The 16,535-nt window shown below is 59.4% G+C and carries 15 protein-coding genes; 9 read left to right on the forward strand and 6 right to left on the reverse strand.

Going from position 1 to position 16,535, the window contains the following annotated elements:
• The first annotated feature begins 7 nt into the window (after positions 1-7).
• The 5 genes from ccoG (at position 8) to gndA (ending at position 6,104) form a co-directional block, all read left to right on the forward strand.
• Positions 8-1,591, forward strand: a complete 1,584-nt coding sequence (ccoG, locus tag AGR2A_RS08890; RefSeq protein WP_072494360.1) for a cytochrome c oxidase accessory protein CcoG — start codon at positions 8-10, stop codon at positions 1,589-1,591.
• Positions 1,588-2,088: a FixH family protein gene (locus tag AGR2A_RS08895; RefSeq protein WP_004441680.1), complete on the forward strand. Its 501-nt coding sequence runs from the start codon at positions 1,588-1,590 to the stop codon at positions 2,086-2,088. The genes ccoG and AGR2A_RS08895 overlap by 4 nt, the downstream gene beginning before the upstream one ends.
• On the forward strand, positions 2,085-4,376 hold the full coding sequence (locus AGR2A_RS08900; protein ID WP_080822670.1) for a cation-translocating P-type ATPase: 2,292 nt from the start codon (positions 2,085-2,087) through the stop codon (positions 4,374-4,376). Before AGR2A_RS08895 ends, AGR2A_RS08900 begins: the two co-directional genes overlap by 4 nt.
• Entirely contained in the window at positions 4,373-4,546 is a 174-nt protein-coding gene (ccoS, locus tag AGR2A_RS08905) for a cbb3-type cytochrome oxidase assembly protein CcoS (RefSeq protein ID WP_072494362.1), read from the forward strand. The genes AGR2A_RS08900 and ccoS overlap by 4 nt, the downstream gene beginning before the upstream one ends.
• A 127-nt stretch (positions 4,547-4,673) precedes the next feature.
• Positions 4,674-6,104: an NADP-dependent phosphogluconate dehydrogenase gene (gene gndA / locus AGR2A_RS08910; protein ID WP_006697538.1), complete on the forward strand. Its 1,431-nt coding sequence runs from the start codon at positions 4,674-4,676 to the stop codon at positions 6,102-6,104.
• Between the two features lie 65 nt (positions 6,105-6,169).
• Here the strand turns inward: gndA and AGR2A_RS08915 are convergent, their stop codons facing one another.
• The 3 genes from AGR2A_RS08915 to AGR2A_RS08925 all read right to left on the reverse strand — a co-directional run bounded on the left by AGR2A_RS08915 (position 6,170) and on the right by AGR2A_RS08925 (position 10,277).
• Positions 6,170-6,493 carry an RcnB family protein gene (locus AGR2A_RS08915; protein WP_004441687.1) on the reverse strand — a complete coding sequence of 108 codons (324 nt, stop codon included), beginning with the start codon at positions 6,491-6,493 and terminating at the stop codon, positions 6,170-6,172.
• 179 nt (positions 6,494-6,672) lie between these two features.
• On the reverse strand, positions 6,673-7,704 hold the full coding sequence (gene mgrA, locus AGR2A_RS08920) for an L-glyceraldehyde 3-phosphate reductase (protein WP_022556113.1): 1,032 nt from the start codon (positions 7,702-7,704) through the stop codon (positions 6,673-6,675).
• Between the two features lie 122 nt (positions 7,705-7,826).
• Positions 7,827-10,277, reverse strand: a complete 2,451-nt coding sequence (locus tag AGR2A_RS08925) for a beta-mannosidase (protein WP_376750294.1) — start codon at positions 10,275-10,277, stop codon at positions 7,827-7,829.
• A 502-nt stretch (positions 10,278-10,779) separates the two neighbouring features.
• Here AGR2A_RS08925 and AGR2A_RS08930 point away from each other — a divergent pair.
• A complete protein-coding gene (locus AGR2A_RS08930) occupies positions 10,780-11,832 on the forward strand; it encodes a LacI family transcriptional regulator (RefSeq protein WP_034495714.1) in 1,053 nt (350 codons plus the stop codon).
• Positions 11,833-11,892: 60 nt separating this feature from the next.
• On the opposite strand, the gene znuA is transcribed toward AGR2A_RS08930, so the two are convergent.
• A complete protein-coding gene (gene znuA / locus AGR2A_RS08935; RefSeq protein WP_004441699.1) occupies positions 11,893-12,912 on the reverse strand; it encodes a zinc ABC transporter substrate-binding protein ZnuA in 1,020 nt (339 codons plus the stop codon).
• A 105-nt stretch (positions 12,913-13,017) separates the two neighbouring features.
• On the opposite strand from znuA, the gene znuC reads away from it, so the two are divergent.
• The 3 genes from znuC to zur are packed head-to-tail and all read left to right on the forward strand — an operon-like array spanning position 13,018 to position 15,186.
• Complete coding sequence (gene znuC / locus AGR2A_RS08940) at positions 13,018-13,965, forward strand: zinc ABC transporter ATP-binding protein ZnuC (RefSeq protein WP_072494364.1); 948 nt, start codon at positions 13,018-13,020, stop codon at positions 13,963-13,965.
• A complete protein-coding gene (gene znuB / locus AGR2A_RS08945) occupies positions 13,958-14,776 on the forward strand; it encodes a zinc ABC transporter permease subunit ZnuB (protein ID WP_004441703.1) in 819 nt (272 codons plus the stop codon). The genes znuC and znuB overlap by 8 nt, the downstream gene beginning before the upstream one ends.
• On the forward strand, positions 14,773-15,186 hold the full coding sequence (gene zur / locus AGR2A_RS08950; protein WP_004441705.1) for a zinc uptake transcriptional repressor Zur: 414 nt from the start codon (positions 14,773-14,775) through the stop codon (positions 15,184-15,186). Before znuB ends, zur begins: the two co-directional genes overlap by 4 nt.
• A gap of 39 nt (positions 15,187-15,225) precedes the next feature.
• Here zur and AGR2A_RS08955 read toward each other — a convergent pair whose 3' ends face one another.
• Both AGR2A_RS08955 and AGR2A_RS08960 read right to left on the reverse strand, forming a co-directional pair.
• Complete coding sequence (locus AGR2A_RS08955) at positions 15,226-15,759, reverse strand: gamma carbonic anhydrase family protein (protein ID WP_072494365.1); 534 nt, start codon at positions 15,757-15,759, stop codon at positions 15,226-15,228.
• A gap of 27 nt (positions 15,760-15,786) precedes the next feature.
• The gene (locus AGR2A_RS08960) at positions 15,787-16,476 is read right to left on the reverse strand and encodes a fumarylacetoacetate hydrolase family protein (RefSeq protein WP_072494366.1); all 690 of its coding nucleotides are present in this window, start codon (positions 16,474-16,476) and stop codon (positions 15,787-15,789) included.
• Between the last annotated feature and the right edge of the window lie 59 nt (positions 16,477-16,535).

Consider the following 16,535-nt stretch of genomic DNA (forward strand, 5'->3'; position numbering starts at 1 on the left):
TCCTATCATGAACATCTATCGCGCCGGACAGGAACGCCCGCAGCAGCCCGTTGAAAGGCTGGACGCGGAGGCCGTCAATTCCGCAAAAACGCGCAAACCGCTTTACGAAGCACGCAGGAAGATTTTTCCCAAGCGCGCGGAAGGTCGGTTCCGGCGGTTCAAATGGCTTGTCATGCTCGTCACGCTCGGCATTTATTATCTCACGCCGTTCCTGCGTTGGGACCGTGGCCCCTATGCGCCAGATCAGGCAGTATTGATCGATATCGCCAATCGACGCTTTTATTTCTTTTTCATCGAAATCTGGCCGCAGGAATTTTTCTTCGTCGCGGGATTGCTGGTCATGGCGGGGTTGGGGCTGTTTCTCGTTACCTCCGCCGTGGGACGTGCATGGTGCGGTTACACCTGTCCCCAGACAGTGTGGGTGGACCTGTTTCTCGTCGTCGAACGGGCGATCGAGGGTGACCGAAATGCACGCATGAAGCTGGACGCCGCGCCCCTTACAGTCGGCAAATTCCGCAAGCGAGTGTTGAAGCACGCGATCTGGCTGGTGATTGGCGCCCTGACCGGCGGCGCCTGGATTTTCTACTTCGCCGATGCGCCGACGCTGGCGCGGGAATTCGTCACCGGCCAGGCGCCCATGATTGCCTATTCGACCGTCGCCATCCTAACCGCCACGACCTATGTCTTTGGCGGGTTGATGCGGGAACAGGTCTGCACCTACATGTGCCCTTGGCCACGCATTCAGGCGGCGATGCTGGATGAGAATTCGCTTGTCGTCACCTATAACGACTGGCGCGGCGAGCCACGCTCACGGCACGCCAAAAAGGCCGCCGCAGCGGGGGAGAGCGTCGGCGATTGCGTCGATTGCAACGCTTGCGTCGCGGTCTGTCCCATGGGCATCGACATCAGGGACGGGCAGCAGCTGGAATGCATCACCTGCGCGCTCTGCATCGATGCCTGCGACGGGGTGATGGACAAGATCGGCAAGCCGCGTGGCCTGATCACCTATGCCACGCTTGCCGAGTATCAATCCAACATGGCGCTCGCGACCGGCAACGGTCAGCACGCAATCCGCCCAGCCAACGTGCGTGAGGAAGACGGCAAGTTCAGCAAGCGCGTGCGCCACTTCAACTGGCGCATCATCTTCCGTCCGCGCACGCTGCTTTATACTGCCATCTGGGCGGCTGTCGGCATCGGCATGCTGTTTGCGCTGGTGACGCGCGAGCGGCTGGCGCTCAATGTTCTGCACGACCGCAATCCGCAATACGTGCTGGAATCGAACGGATCCATCCGCAACGGCTACACCGTGCGCATCCTCAACATGGTGCCGCAGCCGCGCACGATGAGCCTGACCATCAATGGCCTTCCTGATGCGGTGATGAAGATAAACGGTATGCCCGATGCGGCCGCGCGTGCCTTTGAGGTGACGGTGGAGCCGGATGAAGCGACGACGCTGAAGGTCTTCGTCACCCGGCCGGGCGGGCGCGTCGCTCGGGCCGCGGAAAATTTCGAGTTTATCGTCAGCGATACGGGCGGCCATGAGACGGCCCGCTATGACGCTGTTTTCAACGCTCCGGGAGCGACAAAATGACCGTGAACAATCGTCACACGTCCGGTTTCACTTTCACCGGCTGGCATATGCTGGGCGTCATGCTGCTGTTTTTCGGCACCGTCATCACCGTCAACATGGTGATGGCCTGGAACGCGGTCAACAGCTGGAGCGGGCTTGTCGTGCCGAATACCTATGTGGCCAGCCAGCAGTTCAACGCGAAGGCGGAAGCAGCCAAGGCGAGAGCGGCGACCGGCATAAAGGGTAAACTTGCGGTGGACGAAAGGACGGTCCGCTACGAGGTCTTTCATCCCGATACCGGCCCGGTCGATACCGATCAGGTGATCGCGCATTTTCGCCGGCCCGTTGGGGAACGCCAGAATTTCGACATGGAGCTGACCCCGGTTGCCAAAGGGGTCTTTACCGGCCCGCATGACATGCTGCCGGGTCAGTGGATCGTAGAAATTACAGCCGTCAAGAACGGCCGGATCATCGTGCACGAGGGCACGCGGATCGCCGTTGTCAGGGGGCGCCAATGAGCTGTTGTGCACCGGGGACAGAAGGATCGCTGCAGCTTGCCGATCCGGTCAATCCACCGTCGTCAGAGGAGCTGATGCTGGCAAGCCGTGATCTGGGGCAGGGTCTCCGCCAGACCGATCTCAGCGTGCCGGATGTTTATTGCGGCGCCTGCATCACCACCGTGGAGCGCGCGCTCTGCCGCTTGCCGCAGGTGGAGCGGGCGCGGTTGAACCTTTCGTCCAAGCGTGTTGCGATTGTCTGGAGAGAAGAGGTCGAGGGTGTCAGGACCGATCCCGCCGACCTTGCCCGCGCCATTCTGGCGACGGGATACCGCACGCATCTTTTCGCCAGTGGTCAGGACGCTTCCGACGCGTTGCGTTCGCAGCTGATCAGGGCGGTTGCGCTATGCGGCTTTGCCTCGGCCAATATCATGCTTTTGTCCGTGTCCGTCTGGTCAGGCGCGGATGCGGCGACGCGCGACATGTTTCACTGGATTTCGGCGATGATCGCCGCCCCGGCGCTGATCTACGGTGGGCGTTTCTTTTATCAGTCGGCCTGGAGCGCGCTGAAACACGGCCGCACCAACATGGACGTGCCGATCGCACTGGCCATCACGCTGTCCTATGCCGTTTCGCTGTGGGAGACGATCCACCACGGTGAACATGCCTGGTTCGATGCGACGGTGTCGCTGCTGTTCTTCTTGCTGATCGGCCGCACGCTCGATCATATCATGCGGGACAAGGCTCGTTCGGCGATTGCCGGGCTCGCCCGGCTCTCGCCATGGGGCGCGACCGTCCTCGGTGAGAACGGAACACGCGAATACCGCCCGCTTGCCGATATCGAGCCGGGAATGTCGATTGCGATAGCGGCAGGAGACCGTGTGGCGGTCGACGCGGTGGTCGAGAGTGGCAGCAGCGATCTCGACATGTCGATCGTCAATGGTGAAAGCGCGCCACGGCGTGTTGCGGTGGGTGACAGCCTGCAGGCGGGTACGCTGAACCTTACCGGTTCGCTGGTGGCCCGGGTGACCGCCTCGGCCAGGGATTCATTCCTGTCGGAGGTCATCAGTCTGATGGAGGCGGCCGAAGGTGGGCGAGCGCGTTACCGCCGTATTGCCGACCGGGCCGCAAGCTATTATTCGCCCGTCGTCCATCTTCTGGCGCTGGTGTCGTTTCTCGGATGGGGTTTCTTCGGTGGCGACTGGAAGCAGGCGATGCTGATCGCCATCGCGGTTCTCATCATCACCTGCCCCTGCGCGCTCGGCCTTGCCGTTCCCGTCGTGCAGGTGGTGGCCGCGGGAAGGCTTTTCCGGCACGGGATCATGGTCAAGGAAGGGTCGGCCATGGAGCGACTGGCGGAGATCGATACCGTACTGTTCGACAAGACCGGCACATTGACCATCGGCAGGCCGCGACTGGTCGAGACGGGCGAGGTAAAGCCCGCCACCATGGCAATTGCGGCAGGACTTGCTGCCCATTCCCGCCACCCCCTCTCAAAAGCTCTGCATGCCGCCTACAGTGGCCCTTTGCCGGCGTATGAGACGGTGCATGAAATCCCGGGTTCGGGCGTCGAGGCGAAGACTGATGTGGGAACCTATCGGCTCGGTAACCGCCGTTTCGCGTGCCCGGATGATGAGGGTGCCGACAACGGCAATGCGCGGTCGGAGGTGGTGTTGTCACTCGATGGCCGCCTTCTGGCGAGCTTCGGTTTCGATGACAATCCGCGCGCCGGTGCGGCTGCGGCATTGCGTAGCCTGTCGGTGCGGGGTTTGGCTCAGGAAATCGTTTCGGGTGACCGGGCAGCAGCTGTCAGCGCCATGGCCGACCGGCTGGGGATCGCCAACTGGAGCGCGGACCTGTCGCCGAAGGACAAGGCGGCGCGTTGCGCCTCGCTTACCGGGGAAGGGCACAAAGTCCTGATGGTGGGAGACGGTATCAACGATGCGCCGGCGCTCGCCGCCGCACATGTTTCGATGGCGCCCGCCACCGCGGCCGATATCGGCCGGCAGGCCGCCGATTTTGTTTTTATGCAGGAGGACCTCGATGCCGTGCCTTTCGCGATCGAGACATCGCAGCAGGCCGGAAAGCTCATCCGGCAGAACTTCGCGCTTGCCATCGGCTATAATATCATTGCCGTGCCGATCGCGATTGCTGGTTATGCGACGCCGATGATCGCGGCCATCGCCATGTCGACATCGTCGCTGATCGTCGTCGCCAACGCATTGCGCCTCGCCGGATCGGTTGAATCCGCCGGTCGTCGGAATGAACCAGAGACCGGGTTTGCGGGCGAGGGGGCGCAACTGGCATGAACATGCTGATCTATCTCATTCCCGTTGCGCTGCTATTAGGCGCACTCGGACTTTTTGCCTTCCTCTGGTCGGTGCGTTCGGGCCAGTATGAGGACATGGATGGGGCCGCCTGGCGGGCGCTGGACGATGGTGATAACCGGCCGCGAACCTCGATTTCGAATAGGCCGTGACCTGCCTCAAATATGCAAAGCTGATTTGCGTCATCAAAATTTAATCGTTTCAGTCAAGCCCAGCCTTGCCGTTTGGTGATTACAGTGCCACAACACGACCACCAAAAAGCAAGATGGAGGCACATCCGTGGAACAGGCAGAAATCGGTTTGATCGGTCTCGGCGTCATGGGCTCTAACCTGGCGCTCAACATCGCCGAAAAGGGCAACAAGATCGCCGTATTCAACCGAACCCCTGAAGCGACGAGAAAATTCTACGCTGAAGCCGGCGAGTTGCAGGGACAATTGATCCCTTGCGAAACAATCGAGGAATTCGTTGCCGCCATTCGTCCTCCGCGCCCGATCATCATCATGATCAAGGCTGGCGATCCGGTCGACCAGCAGATGGAAATCCTGAAGCCGCACCTTTCGAACGGCGACATCATGATCGACGCGGGCAATGCGAATTTCCGCGACACGATCCGCCGTTTCGACAATCTGAAGGACAGCGGCCTCACCTTTATCGGCATGGGCGTTTCGGGTGGCGAAGAGGGCGCGCGTCATGGACCGTCCATCATGGTTGGCGGCACCGAGGACAGTTGGAAGCGCGTCGAGAAAGTGCTCACCTCCATCTCCGCCAAATATAATGACGATCCGTGCGTGGCATGGCTCGGCAATGATGGTGCTGGCCACTTCGTCAAGACCATCCATAATGGTATCGAATATGCCGACATGCAGATGATCGCGGAAATCTACGGCATCCTGCGTGACGGTCTGAAGATGAGCGCTGCCGAAATCGCCGATGTGTTCGGTGAATGGAACAAGGGCCGTCTTAATTCCTACCTGATCGAAATCACCGAAAAGGTTCTGCGCGCCGCCGATCCGATCACCGGCAAACCGATGGTCGATCTGATCCTCGACAAGGCCGGCCAGAAGGGCACGGGCAAGTGGTCCGTCATCGAGGCGCAGAACATGGGCGTCGCCGCAACCGCCATCGAAGCGGCCGTGGCTGCCCGTATTCTCTCCTCGCAGAAGGATGAGCGCGAAGCTGCCGAGAAGATCTTCGGCCTTCCGGCCCTTGCAGCCGCACCGGCCGACAGGAAGGCCTTCATCGCCGATCTGGAAAGCGCGCTTCTGGCCGCCAAGGTCGGTGCCTATGCGCAGGGCTTCGCCATCATGTCGGCCGCTTCGAAGGAGTTCAACTGGAACCTGCCGATGCCGACGATTGCCCGCATCTGGCGCGCCGGGTGCATCATCCGCTCGGAGTTCCTCGATGAGATCACCTCGGCCTTTACCAAGGATCCGCATGTGGCCAACCTCATCGTGACGCCGGCTTTCTCCGCCATCGTCAAGGAAACCGATGCGCCGCTGCGCCGCGTCGTTTCTTACGCTGCCCTGTCGGGCCTGCCGGTTTCGGCGCTGGCCTCTGCACTCGGCTATTTCGACGCCTATCGTCGCGGCCGCGGCAGCGCCAATCTCATCCAGGCGCAGCGCGACTTCTTCGGCGCGCATGGTTTCGAACGCACCGACGGCGTGGACAAGCCGCATGGCCCGTGGGGCAGCGGCGCCGATATTTTCTGATCGGCCATTGGATAAAGATAAAGGCCCGCGCAAGCGGGCCTTTTTCATTTCACCGGTGCTTGGAATTAGCGAGCGGCGGCAAGGCCGACGATCAGGCCGCTGACGGCATTGATGAGCAGGAACTGGTTGTCAACGCGCACCCAGCGCTGGTCGCGGCGCGGTTCGGCCAGGCGGTAACGGCGATAATCGCGACGATCGACGAAATGACGACGCTCTGCTGGCGAAAGGCGCTGACCACGATCCCAGCGGTGCTTCTTGACGATGACCTTTTTCGTGACATGACGCTCAACGGTGACGCCGCGGTGGCGATCATCGTGACGGCCCTGCGCCTGAGCCATCGGGGCCGCGAGAACGGTTGCAGCCAGAAGAATGGTGACGAACTTTTTCATGGAAGTTTCCTCTCGTGTTTCAATGAGAAGAACTTACGAATAAACGAATGAACGGAAACTGAATTTAAAATTACAATTATGTAATGGTTGTTAAGGCTTAGAGGCGAAAGTTAATCTTTTGTTTTGAAGTTTCTTGACGCGGTGGGACCGCCCGGAATAACCGGGCGGTCTCTCCTCGGTCAGACGCGTTCGGCAGATTTCGCCCAGAGGTTGATATCAGCGTCCTTGGCGTAGCGGTCGATTTCAGCGAGTTCTTCGGTCGTGAAATCCGGTTTGTCCAGCGCTTTCACACAGTCTTCAACCTGCTCGACGCGGCTGGCGCCGATCAGCGCCGAGGTGATGCGACCGCCGCGCAGCACCCAGGCGATGGCCATCTGCGCCAGTGTCTGGCCACGCCGCTCGGCAATGCCGTTCAGCGCCCGGATGTTCTCGACATTACGTTCATTGAGGAAAGCCGGGTTGAGCGACTTGCTCTGCGATGCGCGGCTGCCATCAGGTACGCCGCCGAGATATTTCGTCGTCAGCATGCCCTGCGCCAGCGGCGAGAAGACGATGGAGCCAATGCCTAGTTCCTCCAGCGTATCAACGAGACCATCTTCTTCAATCCAGCGGTTGATCATCGAATAGCTCGGCTGGTGGATGATGCAGGGCGTGCCGAGGTCCTTCAGGATGGCAGCTGCCTCGCGGGTGCGCTTCGAATTGTAGGAAGAGATGCCGACATAAAGCGCCTTGCCCGAACGCACGATCTGATCGAGCGCACCACAGGTTTCCTCAAGCGGCGTGTTGGGATCGAAACGGTGAGAATAGAATATATCGACGTAATCCAGCCCCATGCGTTTCAGGCTCTGGTCGCAGGAGGCGATAAGATATTTGCGGCTGCCCCATTCGCCGTAAGGACCAGGCCACATGTTGTAACCCGCCTTGGAGGAGATGATCATCTCGTCACGATAACCCCGGAAATCCGTCCTCAGGATTTCGCCGAAGGCGGTCTCGGCGCTGCCGGGCGGCGGGCCATAATTGTTGGCGAGGTCGAAATGGGTAATGCCGAGATCGAAGGCACGGCGGCAGATGGCCTGTTTCGTCTGATGCGGCGTATCGTTGCCGAAATTATGCCAGAGTCCCAGCGAGATCGCCGGCAGTTTCAGTCCGGTCTTTCCGCAATGATTATATTTCATGGACGTGTAACGGTTTTCGGCCGGTTGCCAAACCATGGGTCTTCCTCCACTTGCTGATGATCGGCTGCCGAAGAACCCGGCAACCATTTGAACTGATGAGGGCAGGCCGCGAAGCCTGTCTTCCCGAACAGGATGGTTATGCCTTTCTCCGCATCGTTTCAATGCGGGGACTGGCAGCCATGAAGATCGAAGACACGGAAGTGCGGCTGTCCGCCGCCCGCTTTCGGGGTGAAGATGATACGCCGCGTTTCGCCGGCGGCGAGATCGAAAAGGTTGTCGGAATAACGCCCGGGCTGATCTGCCTCCAGCATGACGAAGAGCGCAAGCCCGCTTGCGGTGACATCTATTTCGAACTGCCCGTTTTTCAGCGAGCTGGTGGTGAATGTCAGACCGGCGGGCAGAAGTTCCAGCGCTTTATAGGTGTCGCGCACATGGTGGCCTTCGCCGGTCATGCCGTTGGAGGCGATGAAGCTCCAGGCAAGGATGGCGCCGTCAGGCAGGCTGCTCATGTCGATGTCGGTCAGCGTAGCCGCCCTGTCGGTCGTGCAGGTGCCGTTGGCGGATTTCAACGGCACTCGGTTGCCGTCCATGGTCAAAGCAACGATATTCATGTCGATCTCGACGTCTTCCGTCGTGTCGTTCACCATGGAGAAGTTTATTCGGCGTCCATCTTCCGCGGGAATAGCCGAAACCGTGACAGGCTGGAAGAAGCGGCGGGCGGCATAATGCAGCGCCTTCCAGCCGCCGCCATAATCGAGGCTTGACCACGAGGCGACCGGCCAGGTGTCGTTCAGCTGCCAGTATAGCGTTCCCATGCAATGCGGCTTCAGCGAGCGCCAGTAATCGACGGCCGTGCGGATAGCCAATGCCTGCTGGACCTGGCTCAGATAGACGAAATTCTCGAAGTCCTTTGGGAAGCGGAAGTAGCGGAACATCGTACCGGCGATCCGCTCGTTGCCGCCGGCATTTTTCTGGTGCAGTTCGATGACGGGGGAGGCGATGTTCATATCCTTGTCTTCCGCATAGGTGCGGATGACCGGCATGGAAGTGTAGGACTGGAAACCGAATTCCGAGCAGAAACGCGGCTTCACCGAACGGTAATTGTCGAATGACTTGTTCTCGTGCCACACGGACCAGTAATGCATGTCGCCGGAACCATCCGCGTGCCAGGCATCGCCATAATCGAGATAACCGGAGGCGGGGCTTGATGGCCACCACAGTGCTTCGGGAGCGGCCTTTTTCAGGGCCTTTTCAATGGTGCGGTTCAGTCGGTCATAAGCCACAAGATATCGGTCGCGATTGTTGCGGGACTCATCGAACCAGGTCAGTGCACCCACCAGCTCGTTATCGCCGCACCAGAGCGCGATGGAAGGATGCGAGGAGAGGCGTTTCACCTGATAATCAACCTCATGTTCGACATTGTCGAGAAAATCCTCGCTGCAGGGATAAAGATTGCAGGCGAACATGAAGTCCTGCCACACCAGCAGGCCAAGACGGTCGCAGAGATCGTAGAACCAGTCTTCCTCGTAAAATCCGCCGCCCCAGACCCGGATCATGTTCATGTTAGCCTCGACCGCGGAGCAGAGGAGGTCTTCGGTCTTTTCCCGGCTGGTGAGCGAATGGAGCGCATCTGCGGGAATCCAGTTGGCACCGCGGCAGAAGATTTCCCGGCCGTTGATGCGGAACGCGAAGCGGCTGCCAGCCTCATCCTTATCGGTCAGAAGCTCGATGGTCCTGAAGCCGATCTGCCGGGTCACAGTCTCATCGGGCAGCTCCACCATCAGCGTGTAGAGCGTCTGCTCGCCACTGCCGGCCGGCCACCAGAGCTCCGGATTTTCCACGAAGAAGACGTGACGCACCACGGTTTCGCCTGCGCCGACGCCGCAATCGAGCCTCAGCCCTTCATCGTTGAGAGACAGATAAACCGGGAGGCTTGCCGGTCCCTCGGCAAAGAGGGTGACGGCCACATGCAGCTCGACGCCGCCGTCGATATGGCGCTGTGAGGTAACGACATGCTCGATCCGGGCCGTATCGAGCCGTTTCAGCAGGATTTTGCCGTAAAGCCCGAGCGGCGCAATCGCGATGTTCCAGTCCCAGCCGAAATGGCATTGCGGCTTGCGCAGCATATTGCCATTGGCGATAGGCGAATTCCCCGGATGATAGGGTATATAAAACGGCTGGCGCGCCTGCCGCTCCGCCCCGGCGGTTATATTGGAGTGGAAATGGATGCGAATGGTGTTTTCACCGGGGCGCACTGCACGGGAAATGTCAGGGCGGTAGCGACGGAAGCAATTGTCCGCGCTGAGCACCGGAACGTCGTTCACGAAGACAATCGCGACGGTGTCGAGATAGTCGATGTCGAGATACCAGCTTGCGTCCGCCTCATCGAGGATGAACGTTCGCTCAAGAACCCAGTCCTGTTGGGCCACCCATTGCACGGCCTTTTCATTGGCTCCGTGGTAGGGATCTGGAATGATGCCCGCATCTTTGAGTGCCGTATGGATATCCCCAGGGACGGTAAGCTCGGTCGTATGATCTCTGTCCACTGATGTCAGGCGCCAGAGCCCTGCCAGATCGATGACGGTTTCGGGCGTGGAGGAAGAAATCATGACGGGACCCTGCATTTATGAATTCAAATAAGGAAGCCGGCATTGTGATGCAGGCTTGTGTCAGAATCTGGGGAGGATGGACGCCGCAAGTGGCTAAACGCCCGCTTGCTCGGTCTCATGATACCCTCCCTTCGGCAACGTTACCGTAAAACCTCCATTCCGTCATGTCTTTCAGGTACAACATATGTCAGGAAAAATTTCTGGAACGGCGCATCAATTGCGGCCGGATGGATCGTTCTAAGTGTTATTTTATTTTTCTATTTTATATCAATAAGTTATTATTATTTTTCAATGTTTATGATTAAATCATGTATTGGCTACGCAGCCATCACGGGCGGGCGAGAGAAAAGCGCAGTAAGAACCGGACATTTTTTCGAGCTACATCGTTATAGCCCGAACGAGGGCTCCCGCGCGGAAAGCGGATCCCGGTTGAGGACCTTTGCCTTTGCAACGACGTAAAAGCTATCTATGATCACCGTTCGGTCAAGCATGGCGAAATGACATGAACGATACTGGTAAATCCGGCGGGAGCGAAGCGCCCGTGACGACGGGCGAGCGCCCGACCCTGAAGACCATCGCTTACATGACGGGCCTCGGCATCACCACCGTTTCGCGCGCTCTCAAGGATGCGCCTGATATCGGCGCGGAGACCAAGGAGCGCGTGCGGCTGATTGCCCGCCAGATCGGCTATCAGCCAAACCGCGCCGGCGTGCGCCTTCGCACCGGCAAGACCAATGTGATTGCCCTCGTTCTCAGCGTCGATGAAGAGCTGATGGGTTTTACCAGCCAGATGGTGTTCGGCATCACCGAGGTTCTGTCCTCGACCCAATATCATCTGGTCGTAACGCCCCATATCCACGCCAAGGATTCCATGGTGCCGATCCGCTACATTCTCGAAACGGGATCCGCGGATGGCGTCATCATTTCTAAGATCGAACCCAACGATCCGCGAGTCCGTTTCATGACGGAGCGCAAGATGCCCTTCGTCACCCATGGACGTTCGGACATGGGCATCGACCATGCCTTTCATGATTTTGACAATGAGGCCTATGCCTACGAAGCGGTCGAGCGATTGGCTCAATGCGGACGCAGGAAGATCGCCGTCATCGTGCCGCCGTCACGTTTTTCGTTTCACGACCACGCTCGCAAAGGGTTTAATCGGGCAATCAGGGATTTCGGCCTTACCGAATTTCCGTTGGACACCGTTACAATCGAAACGCCGCTGGAAAAAATCCGGGATTTTGGCCAGAGGCTCATGCAGTCCGATGATCGTCCCGATGGCATCGTTTCGATCAGTGGCAGTAGCACCATCGCGCTGGTGGCCGGGTTCGAGGCCGCGGGCGTGAAAATCGGAAAGGACATTGACATCGTCTCGAAACAGTCCGCCGAATTCCTGAACTGGATCAAGCCGCAGATCCATACCGTCAATGAAGATATCAAACTGGCGGGCAGGGAGCTTGCGAAAGCCCTTTTGGCCCGCATCAACGGCGCGCCCGCGGAAACTCTGCAGAGTATCAGCCGCCCGGTCTGGTCCTCCATGGCGCCGAAGCCTTAAGGCACACGCAAGACCGAGCCGGCATGGCGCGTTGGCCATGCCGGGCTTGATGAGTGCCCATCAGGACAAACAATTCTTCAGCGACCCGGCGATACCGCGCATCAGCTTGAAGTAAAGCTCCGGGCCTGGCTCCAGCGTTGCCGCTTCCGGATCAAGCGTGGCCGATTTCGCTGCCGTGCCTTCGGTGATGACCGAGACCAGCTTAGGCTCGAATTGCGGTTCGGCAAAAACGCATGTCGCGCCGAGCTGACGAACCTTTTCTTGCATCTGTTTGACGCGATCCGCGCCCGGCAGGGTTTCGGGGCTGACGGTGATCGACCCCGCCGTCTTCACGCCATAGCGATGTTCGAAATATTGGTAGGCGTCGTGGAAGACAATGAACGGCTTGTCCTTCACCGGCTGAACCGTTTTGGCCAGTTCGGCGTCAAGTGTATCGAGATCATCGATCAGTTTCTTTGTGTTGGACTGATAGATCGCGGCATTGCCGGGATCGGCCGCGATCAGCGCGGTTTCGATTGCCTGGGCCATGGCCTTGGCATTGGCGGGGTCAAGCCAGAGATGTGTGTCATAGGTGCCATGCTCATGGTCATCGTGGCTCTCACCGTCGTGACCGGCGTGACCGCCTCCGTCATGCTCGTGACCATGCTCGTGCGCGTCCGGCTTTTCGGCATGACCGTCATTCGCCTCATGGCCTTCTTCACCATGATCATGCGCTTCAAAGGGCCCCCCTTCACGGAAGGGCAGCTTCTCCAGCCCCTTGGCATCTTCCAGTTCCACAACAGTCGCCTTGGCGGCCAGCGCTTCCAGCGGCTTCTCCAGAAATGCTTCCAGTCCGGGACCCACCCAGAAAACCACATCCGCCGTTTCGAGCTTGCGTGCATTCGACGGACGGAGATTATAGGTATGCGGCGAGGCCGCGCCATCGACGATGAGCTGTGGTTCCCCGACACCTTGCATGATGGCTGCAACGAGGGAGTGCACGGGCTTGATCGACACCACGACCTCGGGTGCAGCGGTGGCGCCCGAAGCGGCGACCGCGATTGCCATGGACGCCGCGAGCGGGATCAGGATCGATTTCATGAAATGCACTCCACTTGAAGAACGTTAGTTATGTTATTACATTTATTGCGTAACTCTATAACGTATGCGATAGCGGTAAGCAACATCGCCAAAAGGGACAATCCCATGCTTCATTCTGCCCATCCGGGTAACGAGATACTGGTCTCCCTTGCCAATGCCGGCGTCCAGCGCAACGGCCGCTGGCTGGTGCGCGGCGTGGAGTTTTCCGTCAGCAAGGGCGAGATCGTCACACTGATCGGGCCGAACGGATCAGGCAAGTCCACGAGCGCGAAAATGGCGATTGGTGTCGTCAAACCAACCGAGGGGGTGGTTACCCGCAAGGCTGGTCTGAAAGTGGGTTATGTGCCGCAGAAGCTTTCGGTCGACTGGACAATGCCGCTTTCGGTGCGCCGACTGATGACACTGACGGGACCGCTCGCCGCCCGCGAAATCGACGCCGCGCTGAATGCGACCGGTATCGCGCATCTTGCCAATGCCGAGGTGCAGCATCTGTCCGGTGGCGAGTTCCAACGCGCGCTTCTTGCCCGCGCCATTGCCCGCAAGCCAGACCTTCTGGTTCTTGACGAACCCGTGCAGGGGGTGGACTTCTCCGGCGAGATCGCGCTTTATGATCTGATAAAAAATATCAGGAATTCAAATAATTGCGGAATTCTGTTAATCTCGCATGATCTGCATGTAGTGATGGCGGAAACCGATACGGTGATATGCCTCAACGGCCATGTCTGCTGCCGCGGCACACCGCAGGCGGTGAGCCAGAGTCCGGAATATATGCGCCTGTTCGGCGGCGCGGCGGCGAAGGGGCTTGCCGTCTACAGTCACCATCATGATCACACCCATTTGCCGGACGGCCGGGTGCAACATGCGGATGGCACGGTGACGGACCATTGCCACCCCGAGGATGGTCACCATCACGGGCATGATCTTCATCATGACCACGGGCATGACCATCATGACCACGGCCACCGCCACGATGATCATGGAGAATGCGGCTGCGGCCATGAACATGACGACGACGCCAACCTGAACCAGCGGCAGGGAGAACGCCATGTTTGACGATTTCTTCGTCCGCGCCATGGTCGCCGGCATTGGGGTTGCGTTGACAGCCGGTCCGCTTGGCTGCTTTGTCGTCTGGCGGCGCATGGCCTATTTTGGCGATACCATGGCCCATTCGGCGCTTCTGGGTGTTGCCCTGTCTCTGCTGCTGCAGCTGAACCTCATTGTCAGCGTGTTTCTGGTCGCGTCGGCCGTGTCGCTCCTTTTGATTTTCCTGCAACGGCGGCAGGCGCTGTCCGCCGATGCGCTGCTGGGCATCCTGTCCCACTCCGCATTGGCGATCGGCCTTGTCATTGTTGCCTTCATGAGCTGGGTCCGCATCGATCTCGTCTCGTTCCTGTTCGGCGACATTCTCGCCGTCACCCGCAGCGATATTGCACTGATCTGGGGCGGAGGACTGGTTGTCATCGTCTCCATGGTGTTCCTGTGGCGATCGCTGCTTGCCTCCACCGTCAATACCGAGCTGGCGGAAGCCGAGGGGCTGAAACCGGAACGGGCGAAATTGATCTTCACGCTGCTGATGGCGCTGGTGATCGCCATCGCGATGAAGGTGGTCGGTATCATGCTCATCACATCGCTGCTCATCATACCGGCTGCGACCGCCAGACGTTTCTCCGCTACACCGGAGGTAATGGCGGTGGTGGCCTCGCTGATCGGTGCGGTTGCCGTTGTTGGCGGCCTCTTCGGATCGCTCACCTATGATACACCGTCCGGTCCATCCATCGTGGTTGCCGCGGTGATCCTCTTCGTTATAAGCCTGTTGCCGGCGCCGGGTTTGTCCCGCTCCGCGGATGAAGGAGGCAAGTCATGAATGCGCAGACCCAGCAGAACCTCACCAAGAACCAGTCGCTGGTCATGAACGCCCTTTCAAACGCGCATCAGCCGCTCAGCGCCTATATGATCCTCGACAAGTTGCGCGATGATGGTTTCCGCGCGCCGCTGCAGGTCTATCGGGCGCTGGAAAAACTGGTGGAATATGGCCTTGTGCACCGGCTGGAGAGCCTTAACGCCTTCGTCGCCTGCACCCATACCCAGGCGGAGTGCTGCTCCAGTCACCATGGCACCGTCGCCTTCGCCATCTGCGAGTCCTGCGGGCAGGTCACGGAATTCCACGATCACGAGATCGATCACCGGCTGGAGCGCTGGGTGAAGGACAGCAAGTTCAAAGCGGAAAAGACCACCATCGAAATCCGCGGTCTTTGCGCCGCCTGCTCGGCCTGACGGACGATGGATGGAATGGGTATTGTTGCCCGCTCCCGATCACCTTTCGATGATCGCCAGATCCTGCGAGAAACGCTTCCAGTTTTCGACGTATTTTTCCGCTGAGCGACGAATCCCCGCCACGGCGTCGTCATCAAGCGTGCGGATAGCGCGCGCGGGCGAGCCGACGATCAGGGAATTATCCGGAAATTCCTTCCCCTCCGTCACCAGAGCATTGGCGCCGACGAGGCAGTTTCGGCCGATCTCTGCGCCGTTCAGGATCGTCGCGCCCATGCCGATCAACGAATTATCGCCGATGGTACAGCCATGCACGATAGCGTGGTGGCCAATGGTGCACATTTCGCCGATCGTTGCGGCAAAGCCGGGATCGCTGTGAACCATCACGCCTTCCTGAATATTGGTGCCGCGCCCGACGATGATCGGCTCATTGTCTCCACGCAGCGTTGCACCGAACCAGATGCCGACGTCTTCGCCGAGCGTGACTGAGCCAATGACATTGGCGTCGGGAGCGATCCAGTAGCGATCCGCTGCAGGCGTTTGCGGCACACGGTCGGCAAGGCGGTAAAGCGGCATGTCGATGTCCTCTCTTATGTTCGTGCGTCAGACGACCGTCACCGACAGTGTGCCGACACCCTCGACGCCGCATTCTATGCGGTCACCGCGAACGATTGGACCAACGCCAGCCGGCGTGCCGGTCATGATGACGTCGCCAGCGGCAAGGGTGAACAGCTTGGAAAGCTCGGCAATCACTTCCGGCACCTTCCAGATCATCTGGGCGAGATCGCCCGTCTGCTTGCGTTCGCCATTGACGTCGAGCCAGATCGCGCCGGTTGCGGGATGCCCGATCCTGTCCGCTGGGACGATGGGGGACACCGGCGCGGAATATTCGAAGGCCTTCGCGCCCTCCCAGGAACGTCCCATCTTCTTCAGCCCGTCCTGCAGGTCGCGGCGTGTCATGTCGATACCGACGGCGTAACCCCAGACATGGTTCAGCGCTTCCGACGCCGGAATATCCGCTCCGCCGCTTTTCAGCACCACGACGCACTCAACTTCGTAATGCACATTCGATGAGAGGGACGGATAGGGAAAATCCTGTCCTGCGGGCAGCAGGTTGTCCGGGTTCTTCTGGAAATAAAAAGGCGGCTCGCGCGAGGGGTCGTGGCCCATCTCAATGGCGTGATCGGCATAATTGCGGCCGACACAATAGACCCGCCGTACAGGGAACAGATCGCTCGTGCCTTCGACGGGCAGGAGAACGGGCTTCGGGGCAGGGATGACGGTAGCGGCCATGTGGATTTCCTGTCGTCTTTTAGGGTGCAATTCTTGTCCCGCGATTCCGGCGCGATTTC

Origin of the sequence: Agrobacterium genomosp. 2 str. CFBP 5494, assembly GCF_900013495.1 — a bacterium.
Taxonomy (GTDB): Bacteria; Pseudomonadota; Alphaproteobacteria; order Rhizobiales; family Rhizobiaceae; genus Agrobacterium; species Agrobacterium pusense.